Origin of the sequence: Streptomyces sp. GD-15H, from assembly GCF_045291515.1 — a bacterium.
Taxonomy (GTDB): domain Bacteria; phylum Actinomycetota; class Actinomycetes; order Streptomycetales; family Streptomycetaceae; genus Streptomyces.
The window spans coordinates 5,857,884-5,872,502 of record NZ_CP149447.1; the positions used below are offsets into that span (position 1 = coordinate 5,857,884).

General features: G+C 70.1%; 11 protein-coding genes and 2 pseudogenes. 9 read left to right on the forward strand and 4 right to left on the reverse strand.

Features of this window, described 5'->3' with window-relative positions:
* Positions 1–322: 322 nt before the first annotated feature.
* Positions 323–588, reverse strand: a pseudogene (locus WJ438_RS27600) (protealysin inhibitor emfourin).
* A gap of 70 nt (positions 589–658) precedes the next feature.
* Complete coding sequence (locus WJ438_RS27605; protein ID WP_406727615.1) at positions 659–1,729, reverse strand: M4 family metallopeptidase; 1,071 nt, start codon at positions 1,727–1,729, stop codon at positions 659–661.
* 340 nt (positions 1,730–2,069) lie between these two features.
* On the opposite strand from WJ438_RS27605, the gene leuA reads away from it, so the two are divergent.
* Positions 2,070–3,791, forward strand: coding sequence for a 2-isopropylmalate synthase (gene leuA, locus WJ438_RS27610; protein WP_406727616.1), 1,722 nt, complete (start codon positions 2,070–2,072; stop codon positions 3,789–3,791).
* A 183-nt stretch (positions 3,792–3,974) separates the two neighbouring features.
* On the forward strand, positions 3,975–4,673 hold the full coding sequence (locus tag WJ438_RS27615; RefSeq protein WP_406727617.1) for a TerB family tellurite resistance protein: 699 nt from the start codon (positions 3,975–3,977) through the stop codon (positions 4,671–4,673).
* An 11-nt stretch (positions 4,674–4,684) separates the two neighbouring features.
* On the opposite strand, the gene WJ438_RS27620 is transcribed toward WJ438_RS27615, so the two are convergent.
* Positions 4,685–5,233 carry a GNAT family N-acetyltransferase gene (locus WJ438_RS27620; protein ID WP_406727618.1) on the reverse strand — a complete coding sequence of 183 codons (549 nt, stop codon included), beginning with the start codon at positions 5,231–5,233 and terminating at the stop codon, positions 4,685–4,687.
* Positions 5,234–5,567: 334 nt separating this feature from the next.
* Between WJ438_RS27620 and WJ438_RS27625 the strand changes: the two genes are divergently transcribed.
* The 7 genes and pseudogenes from WJ438_RS27625 (at position 5,568) to WJ438_RS27655 (ending at position 14,066) form a co-directional block, all read left to right on the forward strand.
* Positions 5,568–6,320, forward strand: a complete 753-nt coding sequence (locus tag WJ438_RS27625) for an SCO2525 family SAM-dependent methyltransferase (protein WP_406727619.1) — start codon at positions 5,568–5,570, stop codon at positions 6,318–6,320.
* A 55-nt stretch (positions 6,321–6,375) separates the two neighbouring features.
* A pseudogene (locus WJ438_RS27630) lies at positions 6,376–8,216 on the forward strand (SCO2524 family protein).
* Positions 8,217–8,219: 3 nt separating this feature from the next.
* On the forward strand, positions 8,220–9,137 hold the full coding sequence (locus tag WJ438_RS27635) for an SCO2523 family variant P-loop protein (protein WP_406727620.1): 918 nt from the start codon (positions 8,220–8,222) through the stop codon (positions 9,135–9,137).
* Positions 9,134–10,099: an SCO2522 family protein gene (locus tag WJ438_RS27640; protein ID WP_406727621.1), complete on the forward strand. Its 966-nt coding sequence runs from the start codon at positions 9,134–9,136 to the stop codon at positions 10,097–10,099. Before WJ438_RS27635 ends, WJ438_RS27640 begins: the two co-directional genes overlap by 4 nt.
* A 1-nt stretch (position 10,100) precedes the next feature.
* Positions 10,101–11,108, forward strand: a complete 1,008-nt coding sequence (locus WJ438_RS27645; protein ID WP_406727622.1) for an SCO2521 family protein — start codon at positions 10,101–10,103, stop codon at positions 11,106–11,108.
* Between the two features lie 104 nt (positions 11,109–11,212).
* Positions 11,213–12,409 carry a hypothetical protein gene (locus WJ438_RS27650; RefSeq protein ID WP_406727623.1) on the forward strand — a complete coding sequence of 399 codons (1,197 nt, stop codon included), beginning with the start codon at positions 11,213–11,215 and terminating at the stop codon, positions 12,407–12,409.
* A 379-nt stretch (positions 12,410–12,788) separates the two neighbouring features.
* Complete coding sequence (locus WJ438_RS27655) at positions 12,789–14,066, forward strand: MFS transporter (RefSeq protein ID WP_406727624.1); 1,278 nt, start codon at positions 12,789–12,791, stop codon at positions 14,064–14,066.
* Positions 14,067–14,169: 103 nt separating this feature from the next.
* On the opposite strand, the gene WJ438_RS27660 is transcribed toward WJ438_RS27655, so the two are convergent.
* Positions 14,170–14,454, reverse strand: a complete 285-nt coding sequence (locus WJ438_RS27660) for a hypothetical protein (protein ID WP_406727625.1) — start codon at positions 14,452–14,454, stop codon at positions 14,170–14,172.
* Between the last annotated feature and the right edge of the window lie 165 nt (positions 14,455–14,619).

The window sequence follows — 14,619 nt, forward strand, 5'->3', positions numbered from 1 at the left end:
CGGCGGTAGCCGCACATTGATGCGGCCTGGACCTGCACGTGAAGGTCGCCGAGGACTGGCAGCGGGATCCGAAGCAGTTGCGGCGACTGGGGTTCTGACGCGGCGGCGGTATCAGAGACGCTGGGCGTGCGGCACCTGCGGTGGGTGTAGCCCTCCGCCCACTCGAAGTAGCTTCGTAGGTAGCTCCACGCCGACCTCCGACGCCCGGTGCGGGGCGCGGACACCACGGTCGAGGACGACGATACGGGCCTGGTCGTCGACACCCTCGCAGATCATCCGCACCGACCGCGACCCAAGTCGACGCCCCTGCGGGGAAAGGCCGCTACGCGCCCTCCTTGAGCACTCTGCTGATCAGCGTGCGCTGTTCCTCGGTCAGCCGGGGGTCCGCGCAGTACACCGACCGCCCGTCCACCGTGATCCGGTAGCTGAAGCCGTCCGCCACCCCGACCGGCGGTGTGCCCGGCCGGCGGTCACGACCCGCTCGGCCAGGGCGTGCCACTCGGAGGCGTCAGCCCGTCCCGAGGTGTCCACCTCGGCCTGCCGCTCGATGCCCGCGAAGCCGCCCGTGCGCCGCACCTGAATACGCATGGTTCCTGTCTAGTACGAAAACGGACGCGACGCCCACACCGCTACCACTCCGCCACTACTGCCGCTGCCGCTACGGGGCCGGTACTCCCACCCGCCCCCAGGCCTTCGACACCGCCCGCAGCTCCTCGCCCTCCCCGAACCGGGCCCGCGCCGCCTCCACCGTCAGCGTCGCGAAGTCCGTGAACTGCGCGTCCTGCGTCAGCTCGCCGCCGGTCAGCACGTCGTACCAGACCTGCCCCGCCCGCTCCCAGGCGTGCCCGCCGAGGGCGGTGGCGGCGAGGTAGAAGGCGTGGTTGGGGATGCCGGAGTTGATGTGGACGCCGCCGTTGTCGCGGCCGGTGCGGACGTAGTCGTCCATCGTCGCGGGCTGCGGGTCCTTGCCGAGGACGTCGTCGTCGTACGCGGTCCCCGGCTCCTTCATGGAGCGCAGTGCCTTGCCGGTGACCCGCGGGGCGAGCAGCCCCGCGCCGATCAGCCAGTCGGCCTCGGTGGCGGTCTGGCCGAGCGTGTACTGCTTGATCAGGGCGCCGAAGACGTCCGACACCGACTCGTTGAGCGCGCCGGACTGGCCGAAGTAGTCCAGGTTGGCGGTGTACTGGGTGACGCCGTGCGCGAGTTCGTGGCCGATGACGTCGATGGGGATGGTGAAGTCGAGGAAGATCTCGCCGTCCCCGTCGCCGAAGACCATCTGATCGCCGTTCCAGAAGGCGTTGTTGTAGTCGCGGTCGTAGTGCACGGTCGCGACCAGCGGCAGCCCGGCGCCGTCGATCGAGTCGCGGGAGAACGCCTTGAGGAAGAGTTCGAAGGTGGCGCCGAGGCCCGCGTAGGCGCGGTTGACGGTGGCGTCCTTGCCGGGCTCCTCGCCCTCCCGGCGGACCGCCGTCCCCGGCAGCTTCGTGCCGTGCCGGGCGTCGTGGACGGTGCGGTGCGGCTTGCCGGACTCGGCCCCGGCGAGCGGGGCGACGGCGGCGGCGCCGACGACCGTGGTCAGACGGCGCCGGGTGCGCTCGTAGGCGTCGCGCTGGAGGGTGCGGCGGGCGGGTCCGGCGAGCGCGGGGTCCTCGGCCTGCGCGAGCCGGTCGAGGACGTGCGGCGGAACGATGGTGCAGAAGACGGGCCCGAAGCCCCCGTTGGTGGTCATGACCGGCACCCTCGCACTGTGTGACGCATGTGTCGCCTTCCGTAACCATGATTGATGAAAAGTGTGGTCGATCCCTGCGATCGGTCACCCTGAAGTGGTATACGGCACTTTTTGTCCTGTTCCTCCCCCTGGTCCCGCATACTGATACGGACGCTCGCACGGGCCTGTGTCTCGGTTAAGCTGCGCGGCATCATGCGTTTCGGGCTGCTTCTCCTTAGCTGCCGCGGTGAGGGTCTGCAGTAGGCCGACCCCCTCCCCGCGGAGTTTGGCGCTGCGCCGTCGGCCGTCTCTTTCCGGACTCGCTCCGGAGCACCGCGGACCCTCGAGGAGCCCACGCACCATGGCCAACCGCCAGCAGCCCAGTTCCATGCCGATCCACAAGTACGGCCGCTACGAGCAGGTCGACATCCCCGACCGGACGTGGCCGGACAACCGGATCACCATCGCCCCCCGCTGGCTCTCCACCGATCTGCGCGACGGCAACCAGGCCCTGATCGACCCCATGTCGCCCGCCCGTAAGCGCGCGATGTTCGACCTGCTGGTCAAGATGGGTTACAAGGAGATCGAGGTCGGCTTCCCGGCCTCCGGCCAGACCGACTTCGACTTCGTGCGCTCCATCATCGAGGACCCGGACGCCATCCCCGAGGACGTCACGATCTCCGTACTGACCCAGGCCCGCGAGGACCTGATCGAGCGTACGGTCGAGTCCCTGAAGGGCGCCCGCCGCGCCACCGTGCACCTGTACAACGCCACCGCGCCGGTCTTCCGCCGGGTCGTCTTCCGCGGCTCCAAGGACGACATCAAGCAGATCGCCGTCGACGGCACCCGCCTGGTCGTGGAGTACGCGGAGAAGCTGCTGGGCTCGGAAACGCACTTCGGCTACCAGTACAGTCCCGAGATCTTCACCGACACCGAACTGGACTTCGCGCTGGAGGTCTGCGAGGCGGTGATGGACGTCTACCAGCCCGGTCCGGGCCGCGAGATCATCCTCAACCTGCCGGCGACCGTCGAGCGCTCCGCCCCCTCCACCCACGCCGACCGCTTCGAGTGGATGGGCCGCAACCTGTCCCGCCGCGAGTACGTCTGCCTGTCCGTCCACCCGCACAACGACCGCGGTACGGCCGTGGCCGCCGCCGAGCTGTCCCTGATGGCCGGCGCCGACCGCGTCGAGGGCTGCCTGTTCGGGCAGGGCGAGCGCACCGGCAACGTCGACCTGGTCACCCTGGGCATGAACCTGTTCTCCCAGGGCGTCGATCCGCAGATCGACTTCTCCGACATCGACGAGATCCGTCGTACGTGGGAGTACTGCAACCAGATGGAGGTCCACCCGCGCCACCCGTACGTGGGCGACCTGGTTTACACGTCCTTCTCCGGCTCCCACCAGGACGCCATCAAGAAGGGCTTCGACGCCATGGAGGCCGACGCGAGCGCCAAGGGCGTCACCGTCGACGACCTCGAGTGGGCGGTGCCGTACCTGCCCATCGACCCCAAGGACGTCGGCCGCTCCTACGAGGCCGTCATCCGCGTCAACTCGCAGTCCGGCAAGGGCGGTATCGCCTACGTCCTGAAGAACGACCACAAGCTGGACCTGCCGCGCCGCATGCAGATCGAGTTCTCGAAGATCATCCAGGCCAAGACGGACGCCGAGGGCGGCGAGGTCACCCCGGCCGACATCTGGTCGGTGTTCCAGGACGAGTACCTGCCCAACCCGGACAACGCCTGGGGCCGCGTCCAGGTCAAGAACGGCCAGTCCACCACCGACCACGACGGCGTCGACACGCTCACCGTCGAGGCCACCGTCGACGGTGAGCCCACCGTGCTGACCGGCAGCGGCAACGGCCCGATCTCCGCGTTCTTCGAGGCCCTGCACTCCCTCGGCATCGACGTACGCCTGCTCGACTACCAGGAGCACACGATGAGCGAAGGCGCCTCCGCGCAGGCCGCCTCCTACATCGAGTGCGCCATCGGCGAGAAGGTCCTGTGGGGCATCGGAATCGACGCGAACACCACGCGTGCCTCGCTGAAGGCGGTCGTCTCGGCCGTCAACCGGGCCGCCCGCTGACCGGCCGCTCCGAGGGGTCCGAGGGTCCCGTCCGCCATTTCCGGCGGGCGGGGCCCCGTCGTTTACCGGCCAATCACTGTGCGGGTCACGGAAAGGTCTCGTCAGGGTGCTGACGAAGACTCTTCGATGTGGCTAACATCACGCAAGCGCGGCGATGAGGCCGGGGCGATGTGGAGGTGCGACGTGCTGCCAGGACGGGGACCCGACGGCCGTGCCGTTGTCACCAGACTTTCGCGCCTGCTGGGCACCCGGACCGCGTGGACGGCCGTCGGCGACGGGGAGTTCTTCTGCCCCGGCTGTGGCGGCGACCGCAACTACCAACGGCTGACCGGACAGCGCCGCTTCGCCCTCCTCGGCGTGCCCGTGGTGCCGCGCGGCGCGACCGGCCCGGTCGTCGAATGCGCGGCCTGTCGCCGCCACTTCGGCACCGACGTCCTGGACCACCCCACCACCACCCGCTTCTCCGCGATGCTCCGCGGCGCCGTGCACACCGTCGCCCTCGCGGTGCTGGCCGCCGGCACCTGCTCGCGCGCGTCCCTGGAGACCGCCGTCGCCGCCGTCCGCGCGGCCGGCTTCGACGACTGCACCGAGGACCAACTGGCCGCGCTCGTCGAGGCGCTGGCCGCCGACACCGGCCACTTCACCGGCGAGCCCTGCACGGCGGGCCTCGCCATCGAACTGCACGAGGCCCTCGACCCGCTGGCCCCGCACCTCGCCGCCCTGGGCCGTGAGTCGATCCTCCTGGGCGGCGCTCGCATCGCCCTCGCCGACGGCCCCTACACCCCCGCCGAACGCGACGCGCTGGCCACCGTGGGCGCCGCCCTCACCATCTGCTCGGACGACGTGACCCGCCTCCTGACAGCGGCCCGGACACCGTCGTAGGAGGCGGCTGGTCAGAGGCTTCGGGACAGTCCGAGGCGCATCACCCGGCGATCCTCACCCGGGCCGAAGTAGTCCCGGCGCAGGCCCCTGTCCGGCTGTTCGGGCCGAAAGCCCAAGGAGCCGTAGAGCAGTATCGCGGCACGGTTGGCCGGTTCCACGGTCAGCCGGACCTGTTCGACTCCGCTTTGGCGCAGGCGGGCGAGGACCTCCACCATCAGCTCCCGGCCCAGGCCGTGACGGCGGCTGTCCTCGGTCACGCACAGGCCGAGGATCCAACTGTCGTGACTGAGCGCCGTGGTGGCGGCCAGGACATAGCCGCACAGGCGGCCCTCGCCGTCGTCGAGGACCAGGAAGTGCTCGGCGTACATGTCGAAGAGCTGACGCAGCAGGAACGCGGGGTAGGCGACCTCCTGGAACACCTCCTCGTCGAGTCGCCGCAACTCAGGGAGGTCGGAGTCCCGTGCCGTCCGGAGTACCGGGTGCCGTGGGTCCGGGAACGGTGCCGGCTGAGAGAGATGCTTGTGGCGGTCCGGAGCGCGCTCCAGTGGTTCGGCGGTCATGCCACCCCCATTCGGGACATACGGACGTCAACGCGACAAGACACCGGTGCCTCACCCGGACGAATGAAGCCGACTGGTGGCGACCGGTGGTCCCGTCTGACTAGAGTGAGTGGCCAATTCATCGCCTGCAAGGGCGAGTTCGGGTGCGCCCAAGCTGTGCTGACGTGCGCCTGCCGTGCGCCCGACCACGGAGGACTGGCGGGTTCCTGGCTGTCTCCGTGTGCCTTTCTGGCCTACGGTGCGAGCACCGGAGCCGCTTCTTCGTCTTTCGTCCCCGGGACTCGCGCACAGGGCACACGGTCTTGTCCGACACTGAATGGAACACGGCAGGGTGATGATGGATCGCAATGCCGACGCACCGTGGTCGAAGTTCGATCCAGAGGTGTACGTCGACCTCAACTACCGCACGCCGCTCGAAGTCGATCTGCTGATCGTCCGGTTGCTGCGCGACTATTTCAGCCGCTGCTTCGCCGGGGGCGTTCCGGATTCCGTGCGGGGTGTCGACGTCGGAGCCGGCGCCAATCTCTATCCGGCCCTGTCCATGTTGCCCTGGTGCGAAAAGCTTCTCCTGCTCGAGTACGCGCGTCCGAACGTCGAGTACCTGGAGAGGCAGGCGTCTCCCGAGGGGTACGACGCGGTGTGGGACCGGTTCTGGGACGTACTGCGCGAGGCGGACGCCTATCGCGACCTCGAGCCGAGGAACCGGTTCGGTGAGATCGTCCGCGTGGAGCGGGCCAACCTGCTGGACCTCGACGGACAGCGCCGCTGGGACATCGGGACGATGTTCTTCGTCGCCGATTCGATGTCCGAGTGTCCCGACGAGTTCCGGCGAGGCGTGCGGTGCTTCATGGATGTGCTGAACGAGGGAGCTCCGTTCGCCGCCGCGTTCATGAAGGAGTCCGTCGGATACCGCGTCGGCGAACACTGGTACCCGGCCTACCGGGTGAACGAGGACCGGGTACGGGCGAGCCTGGAACCGTTCACCGCTGAGTTGGAAATCCACGATCTGCACCACATGGTGCGGTCGGGTCACGAGGGAATGATTCTCGCGCTGGGTCGGCGGAATTCGGCGATTGCCGCCCCGTAGGAATGGGGACCATGTCTGAACACAGGGCAACGAGATCTGTACGAGGGGTGCGGGGATGCAGATCAAGCCGCGGCAGCATCTGCTGGACATCTGGCGAGCCGCGGCCCGCCATTCGTTCGACGACGGGAAACTCGTCTGGGGGGACACCGACGGGCTGAGCAGCGTCGCGGACGCGGAACGGCTGCTCTGCCTGCTGTACCCCGCCACCGAGGTTCCCGCGTTCCGCCTCGACCAGCCCGACACCACTGAGCGGGACGTCCTGGGCGCGTTGGAGCGGCTCGGCAGCCGGCTGGAGATCCCTCCCAACCTGATCACCGCGCTGGCCCAGTTCATGCGCACCCACACAGGGCCGGACGAGAGTCCCACCTTCGCCGGTGGGCACTACTTCAAGCCGGATGATGCCCAGGGGGAACTCACTCACGGACAGAGCCAGTTGGGCGTCGTCGACTCCTACTCCATGTCCGTCACGCTCTGCCTCGCCACCCTGGGATTCCTCAAGGTCTACGAGAACACCACCACCCGTCCCGAGATGCGCAAGGCGGTCGGTGAGCTGAGAGAGGCCACCAGGAGCAGGCTGACCGCCGCGATGATCAGCCTGCTGCGTTCCTTCACCGTCAACGTCTTCGACGCCGAGTCCGAACAGGGCCGGCGGCTGATCCAGGTCATCGGACAGGGCGGACAGTCCGACCGGGCCGTACTCCAGCAGTTCTCCCGCCGGTTCCGGCCGCTGCGCGCCACGATCATCGAAAGCCTCAGCCGCGGCATCCAGGTCGACGAGAGCATCCGGGACGAGAGCCAGCTCTTCGAGTGCGGCTGGGCCTGGAGCGTGGTGAAGGACGCGCCGACCGTCACCGACCTGAGCGTCCAGGTACCCGGCCAGCCCGACGGCATCGCCGATCGGCTGCCCTACGTGTACTTCACCGTGGTCGCCCTGGACGGTATCCAGGACCTGTTCTCCGAGCGCACCCTCACCCTGGGGCTGCTCGACGCCGACCAGCAGAAACTCGCCGAGGCCTTACGCCTGCGCTGGGAACTCAGTCAGCAGTACTGGTCGGCCATCGCCCGATTCGGCGCCGAGCGCTGGCCCCTGGAGGACCTCCCCTGGCAGACCACCGGCCTGCGGCTGGAGTCGGAGTACTTCTCCCTGACCGTCGCGGCCATCCTCGTCCACGACCTGGTCCGCCGGAAAGCCACCGACGACGACCTCACCCGCACCGTCTCCGTCATGGAGCGCCTCGCCGACCGCGGCCGGGTCACCAGCCGTATGACCAGGAACGATCCCACGGTCGGGCTGCACAACCCCGGGGTCACCATGCCACTCGCCGGATCGGAACGGTCCGGCGGGCCGCTGCAGTGGCGGATGACCGATTTCTCGGCACAACTCCTCAAGCGGATCATCCAGCTCGCGGAGCTCTCCCGGAACGTCGACGCACAGGACCGTCTGCTGCGCCTGGGCGAGCAGGTGTTCGAGCACCTGTGGAACCGGCGGATCGAGGAGGGCGAGGGGCCGGCCTCTGGGACAACGCGCGGGCCGTCTTCCCGGACTCACGCGTCAGCCGGCGCCTCTCCTGGAGCATCACCGAACGCGTCACCGAGTGTCTGGTCGCCGCGCGCAACCTGTACGAGCAGCAGCCCATCCGCAGTCCCGAACTCGCCCAGCTGGCCCGTGAGCTGCTCAGCGAGGCCACCCATCTGTTCGGCAAGGAACAACTGGAGGCCTCGGCCACCGCCGACGGGAGCCGCGGCCGGGCCATGCGGAGCATCGAGAGCCGGCTGGACCGTGCCCGCAGCCTGGTCGACGAACGACCCGCGACCGCTTTCGCGCTGGCCCTGCCCGTGCTCCAGGAACTCGACACCCTGGCCCAGGCCCGGGGCGCCGCCGCACAGGAGGTGTGAATCGTGCTCGTCTTCGCCGCCTCCGACAAAGGAGGCACCGGTCGCTCGGTCACCAGCGCCAACCTTGCCTACCAGCGCGCCCTCACCGGCGATCACGTGGCGTACGTCGACTTCGACTTCGGCTCACCGACCGCCGCCGCCGTCTTCGACGTTCCGGGCGCGATGCGCGGCACCGAGGAGCGGGGCCTGCACTCCTACCTCGAAGGTGAGATCACGGAGCCTGCCAGGATCGACGTCTGGCGGCAGACCGAGCACCCCCGACTGCGCGCCCGGCCGAACCAGTCGGGCCGCCTGGTCCTGTTACCCGGCGACGCCGGCGGCGGAGAGTTCGCCACCGGCGAGGACGCCCTGGAGCGATGCGTCGACCTCCTGTTGCGGCTGAACAGCGAGTTCGACCTGACCGTCGTGGATCTCAGCGCCGGCCGCAGCTACGCCGTCGACATGGTCCTCGCGGCGACGGCCCATCCCCAGATGCGTCACGTCCCCTTCCGCTGGCTTGTCTTCCACCGCTGGACCCGGCAGCACGTGGTCGCCGCCGCCGGACTCGTCCACAAGGACCACGGCATCGTCAGGGGCGGTGTCGACCGCGGACACGACGAGGAGGCACTGCGGGGCGCCATCCGTTTCGTACGGGCCGCCGTACCCGATCCGGACTCGCCGCTGTGGGCCCAGGGCTCGCCCGCCCAGGCCGCCTGGATGCAGTCCTGCGACGAGGCGCTGCGCCGGCTCGCGGCGGAGCACCGGGTCGGCGACAGCGTGGTGCTCGGCGTCGTACCGCTGGAGCCCATCCTGCAGTGGCGCGAACAGCTGATCACGGAAGAGGACGTGCTCTCCACCCAGATCGCCAACAAGGAGACACTGGAGGCGCTGGAGGAGATCGCACGACGCCTGACCGACGACTCCTGCTGGGGGCGGCCATGACGGACGCGGTGTTCCGCGAGACCACAGCCGAGCCACGCACTCAGGCGGTGCCCCTGTCGCACCTCTCCCTGGAGCTGGGCCACCTCTACATGGAGGACTTCGAGGCCGGTCCCGAACACCTGAGGGAACACTTCGGCCGGGTACGCCCCTGGGCGGAGGCGGCACGCGCCGCCGCGGCCGCCGCGACCGGCGGCAAACGCCCCCGGATCAGCACCTGCTTCCTGATCGACGACTACTTCACCCGTTTCTCCAGCCCCACCGAAGTCGTCCCCATGCTGCTGGCGGAGGCCGAGCGGGCCGGTCTCGTCGTCGACTACCTGGCCCGCGAGTCCGGTTGCGCGGTCGCCGGCAAGGCACCGGTCGCGGAGGCGGTGGCAGGCCGCCTCGTCGAGGAACCGCCACCCGGCAGCTATGGAATCCGCCCGCCGGCCGCGCAGACCGGCTGGCTGGCCAACGGCGAGCGCAGCCCCGCCGTGCGCGCCCCGCAGGCCATGAAGCAGGCCGCCGCCTGGCAGCCGCCCCGGGAGACCGCCGCCCGCCGCCACTCCGTCTTCCTGGACGTCGAACTGTGGAACGACGCCTCCGACGGACACCGCACCTGGTCCTGCCCCTTCCTCGCCGCGGTGTGGCAACTCGCCCGCCTCGGACTCCTGCGCAACGAGGGCGAGGCCGTCCTCGTCCCCCACCCGCACACCGCCTCCGGCTTCCCCGAGGACTGGGACGAACTGCCCGCGCTGGTCCGGCTCAACCCCGGGGCCGACCCGTTCGCCGCCTACCGGACCTGCTCGGTGCTGCCCAACCGGTTCCTGCCCGTCGAACACGCCGTTCGCGTGATCCTCGACCAGACCGAGGTGGCCCCGGGAGCACTGCGCCAGGTCGCCGAACGGTCCGCCCGCGAGAAAACGACCGTTCCCGACTCGGTGGCCGACCGGGTCTCCTACGTCTTCTACGCGGGGCCTTGAGATGGGGCCGGGTGAGTCCGCACCGCGTGTCGTCCTCGCCTGCGGCGAGGTCCGTACTTGTCTGCTGCCCGCCCTGCAGGCCCTCGACAGCCGGGCCGCCGCCCAGCTCCTCGGACTGCGCGCCGACGAACGCGTCCTGCTCTCCGAGCGCCCCAACCTCTACGGCCGTTCGCCCGACACCCTCACCGGCATCGACTGCCCCGTCCCCAGCTCCAACGGCGCCAGAGTCCGTGCGGTCGGCACGGTCGTCGCGCGGGCCTCGCTCACCGAGGGCCGCGTCCTGCAGAGCTCCGCGTACTTTCGGGCCACCGCCGCAGGCCCCGACCGACGGCGGCCGTGGGGCCACTACCTGGTGCGGCCCGGAGTGGTCGAGCCGTTCGGAAAGCTGCCCCACGAAGCGGTGGCCCAGGGCCTGCTGAGCGGCGGGCGGCACGGCGAACTCGACGTCGGGCTGATCGCCGGCGGGCTGCTCACCCGACTCCTGCGTCACCCCCTGCTGGACCAGCGACCGCCCCTCAGGTCCCGTCCCACCCGGCTCCGTTGGGTGGCCCTGCCCGCGGACCGCGACGACGGTCCGTCCATCGAGCGGTTCACCCTCGCCGAGGACGAGTTGCGCACGCTGAGGCTCCGAGTGCCCGAGGGAACCCCCAGCGATGAGATCGCCGGGCTCTGCGACGATCTCGCCCTGCACGACTGGCTGCTCACCACCGTGGTCCGCATCCTGGACGGCATCCGTCTGGGGGCCGGGGCACCGCCCGCCCGGCCGCAGTGGGGACCGGAAGAGGACCGCCCCGCCGTCGTCACGGCACTGCGGCCCGCCGTCGACCACCTGCTGCACCTGTGGATGCCACGGGCCCGCGTGGGGAAGGAGCTGGCCCAGCTCTGGGACGTACTGGAAGAACACCCCGGCTTCACCCGGCAGTGGCAGGCGCTGGTGCAGCGCATCCGCGACCAGCTCACCCTGCACGCGATTCCCTCGCCGTACCGGGAGGCGGAGCCGGCTCCCTGACCCGATACTCCAGGACGCCCACCAGTCCAAAGCGCCCCGACCAGCCCCACACGCACATCACCGCATCCCGAACCGAAGCGCATCCCAACCGGGGGTGAAGCGAGATGAGCACGGCAGAGTCATCCCAGCACGACGACACGGTGGGCCCGCCCGGCACGCCCGATCGCGCGGACCATCGGACGATCCCCGACCCGCGGGGCCCGTCCCGCACGCCACTCGACCGGGACAGTGCACCGGCCTGCCCAGCGGCGGACGAGCTGGACCGGGAGGCCGCCGCGCCCCCGTGGACGAGTGGACTGCTGGTCGGCCTCGTCCTCGGCCTCCTCGCCTGGGGCGTCGCGGCGCTGCTGAGCCCGGAGGACGGTCTGTTACGGCAGCTCGCCGCCGCCGGACTCTGCGCCGTCGCCGCGGTGGCCGTCCAGCACATCCTCGGCCCGGCCCGAAAGACGGAGGGACGGGACCGGCGCGCGGAAGACGCGTCGGCTGAGACCGCCGCCACCGTACGGAACGGTCTGCGGCGCCACGACGATCCGCAGGGCGGCCTGACCCGGCGCACCGAGGACATGCGGCAACTCGTCGCGAACCATCTCGTCGTGGTGGACCGGGACACGGAGCGCAATCCCGCACCGGAACGGGTCCGTATCGGCGCGGTACCCGACCTGGCCACGGACTTCGCCGAGGTCCTGGCGCCCGGACCCCCGATCCTCTCCACCTTCGTCCGCCTGGAGATGGTCCGGGTGATCGGGTACATGACGGATCTCACCACGCTGAGCGTGGAGTGTCCGGGCGAGAACCACGACTGGATGCTCACCCTCACCCATGCCGCGGAGCACTCCATCTGCGCCACCAGCACCTCCGTCGACCGGGAGTTCTGGAACAGCGAGCCCGCCAGCCGCTACCTCCGCGCACAGCAGGAGGCGATCGACGAGCACGGCGTGCCGGTGCGGCGGCTGTTCCTGCTGGAGAGCGCGCGGGAACTGGACGACCGGCTGCTGCGGCTCTGCGAGGAACAGGAAGTGCTGCACATCGAGGTGCGCGTGGCGGTTCTGCCGGAACTGCCGCCGCACCTGCTGCGCGGCACCACCAACGACTTCATCGTCTACGACGAGACGGTGTCCTTCGAGATCGACCAGGACCTGCGCGACGTCAACGTCAGAACCCGGCTCATCGCGCGCCAGGACCACGTCCAGGACCGGATGAAGCGCTTCAGGGATCTCTGGGCGGCCGGCATGAGCCTGCGCGAACTGGAGGTGCGGGTCGACGACGAAGAGGACGGCACCTGGATGGTCGACAGGGCCTGATCCGCCGCACCGTCCGTCACTCCCCGGGGAGTGACCCGCCCCCCGCGCCACCCTCCGCAGTACCGGTCAACTCGCTCTCGCGTCCGACGTATCGGTCCTCCCGCGCCGGGAGTCCGGAAGCGATTCAGGCCGACCGGGCGGAGGGAGACGATGTCATGGGGGCCGTAAGGACACGTGCATGGTGGGGCGCGCCGTGCCCTGGGCGGTGGTCGGGTGGTGGCCGGCCGCGCTCGTGCTGGTCGGGCCGCCGGCCGGGCAGAGGGCCTGCCGCCTCTGCCCGATCCGCGAGCCCCGGCGGGGAGTGTGCCGCGGGCACAATGCTCTCCGTACGCCGGGCGGGGGACGCCTGGGTCTTCGTGGCGGCGGAAGGGGCAACGGGATGGGCTGGGGCGGGGGACGGGTCTTACGCGACCGCAATGTGGTGTTCTACCTGAGCGGTGTGGTGGTCTCGGGCTTCGGCAGCTCTGCCATGTCCCTGGCAGCCGGTGTGTGGACCAAGTCGCTCACCGGGTCGGACAGTCTGGCCGCCTTGACGACCTTCTGCGTATGGGCGCCCATCCTGCTCGGCCCGGTGATCGGCACGCTGGCCGACCGCGCGCGGCGGCGGCCGTTGCTGATCTGGACCAATCTCGGCATGGCCATGGTGCTGCTGCCGCTTCTCGCCGTCCACTCCAGCGACCAGATCTGGATCCTGTTCGCTGTGCTGACCGTGTACGGCATCAGCTCGGTCCTGCTGGACGCGGCGGAGGCCGCATTGGTGGCCACCGTCGTACCGGAGACACTGCGCGGTGACTTCAACGGCCTGCGGATGACGGCGAACGAGGGCATGAAACTGGTCGCCCCACTTCTGGGAGCGCTTCTGTTCGTCCAGTTCGGCGGCACAGCAGTGGCCCTGCTGGACGCGGTCACCTTCGTGCTTGCCGCCATGGCTTTCACCCTCATACGCGTGTCCGAACCCGCGCCCCGCCCGGCCAAAGCCCAAAAATGGAGTGCCCAGGTTGCCGAGGGAATCCGTTGTCTACGACATCAACCGGCTCTGTGGCGCCTGGTGCTGGCCGGGGCCGCCACTATGGGCGTGGCCGGGCTGAACGGGGCGTCGGTGTATGCCGTGGTCGACGCCGGCCTGCACCGTCCGCCCGCCTTCGCCGGGGTGCTCTACGCCGTGCAGGGCATCGGCTCCGTAGTCATCGGGCTGTTTTCCGGTGCTCTGCTGCGGCGGATGCCCGAACGGGGCTTCGCCGCGGCCGGCATCATGCTGTTCGCGCTGGGCGTCGCCCTGCGCGTCGTCCCCTCGGCGCCCGTCGTCCTGATCGCCAGCGCGATGATCGGCGCGGGGCTGCCCTGCGTGTTGATCGCGGCTATGACTGCCGTGCAACGCGAAACCCCGGGTGATCTCCTGGGCAGAGTGGCGGCCACCGCCAACACCCTCCTCTTCGCCCCCAATGCGGTTGCCCTGGTTGCCGGGGCGGGCCTGCTTGCCCTCGTGGGCCACGACGTCCTGCTACTCGTAGCCGGAGCCGCAGCGGCCACCGCCGCGATCGGCTGCCTCCTTGGCAGCGGCACCCGGGCCCCTGCAGCAGCCCCCGCGCTGGGAGGATCAGTGCGTGTCGAGGACGGGGGCGCCGAAGGATCAGAGACCGCCCACGATTCTCGCTGAGCGCGGCATCCGGGAGTCCGGGCCGATGACGTCGCCGGCCGGCGGGGTGGCACCAGGCACACCGTGACCGGCGACGCCAGCCCTCCCGTACGCCCCGGGTCGGTCAGAGGGCGTGTGCCAGCCAGCGCTGGATCGTGCTGTTGATGTTGCCCGGCAGGGCGCTGAGTCTGTCGATGGCCTCGCGGTCCTCGGGCAGCGGCGGGATGCCGGCCGCGGTCAGGGCCGCGTGCAGCTCCAGACGGCGCCGGTCCTGCGGGTCGATGGTGATGTCCAGCCGTTCGCCGGGACGCGGCGGTGTCAGCTGGTAGTCACCGAAGCCGCTCCCGTCGAGGGCGTAAGGGTCGACGAAGGCACGGTCGGTGCCGTACTCGTGAGCGGAGGCGGTCACGTGGGTCTCCAAGGGATGTCGGTCCTACCTCACAGGAGACCGCCCCGGAGCCCGCCTCGGTGGTACCCCCGCCGAAACGTCATGCCAACGGCGTCATTGCCAGTTCATCCTTACGTCGGACCAACAGCCCGGTCAGAGGCGGGAGATGGGTGGCACTCCATGGCG

Bases quoted from the DNA above. Each gene is read 5' to 3' on its own strand.
- WJ438_RS27625 (WP_406727619.1), top strand. From the start codon at position 5,568: ATGATGGATCGCAATGCCGACGCACCGTGGTCGAAGTTCGATCCAGAG.
- WJ438_RS27650 (WP_406727623.1), top strand. From the start codon at position 11,213: ATGAGCACGGCAGAGTCATCCCAGCACGACGACACGGTGGGCCCGCCC.
- leuA (WP_406727616.1), top strand. From the start codon at position 2,070: ATGGCCAACCGCCAGCAGCCCAGTTCCATGCCGATCCACAAGTACGGC.
- WJ438_RS27605 (WP_406727615.1), bottom strand. From the start codon at position 1,729: ATGACCACCAACGGGGGCTTCGGGCCCGTCTTCTGCACCATCGTTCCG.
- WJ438_RS27620 (WP_406727618.1), bottom strand. From the start codon at position 5,233: ATGACCGCCGAACCACTGGAGCGCGCTCCGGACCGCCACAAGCATCTC.
- WJ438_RS27640 (WP_406727621.1), top strand. From the start codon at position 9,134: ATGACGGACGCGGTGTTCCGCGAGACCACAGCCGAGCCACGCACTCAG.
- WJ438_RS27645 (WP_406727622.1), top strand. From the start codon at position 10,101: ATGGGGCCGGGTGAGTCCGCACCGCGTGTCGTCCTCGCCTGCGGCGAG.
- WJ438_RS27655 (WP_406727624.1), top strand. From the start codon at position 12,789: ATGGGCTGGGGCGGGGGACGGGTCTTACGCGACCGCAATGTGGTGTTC.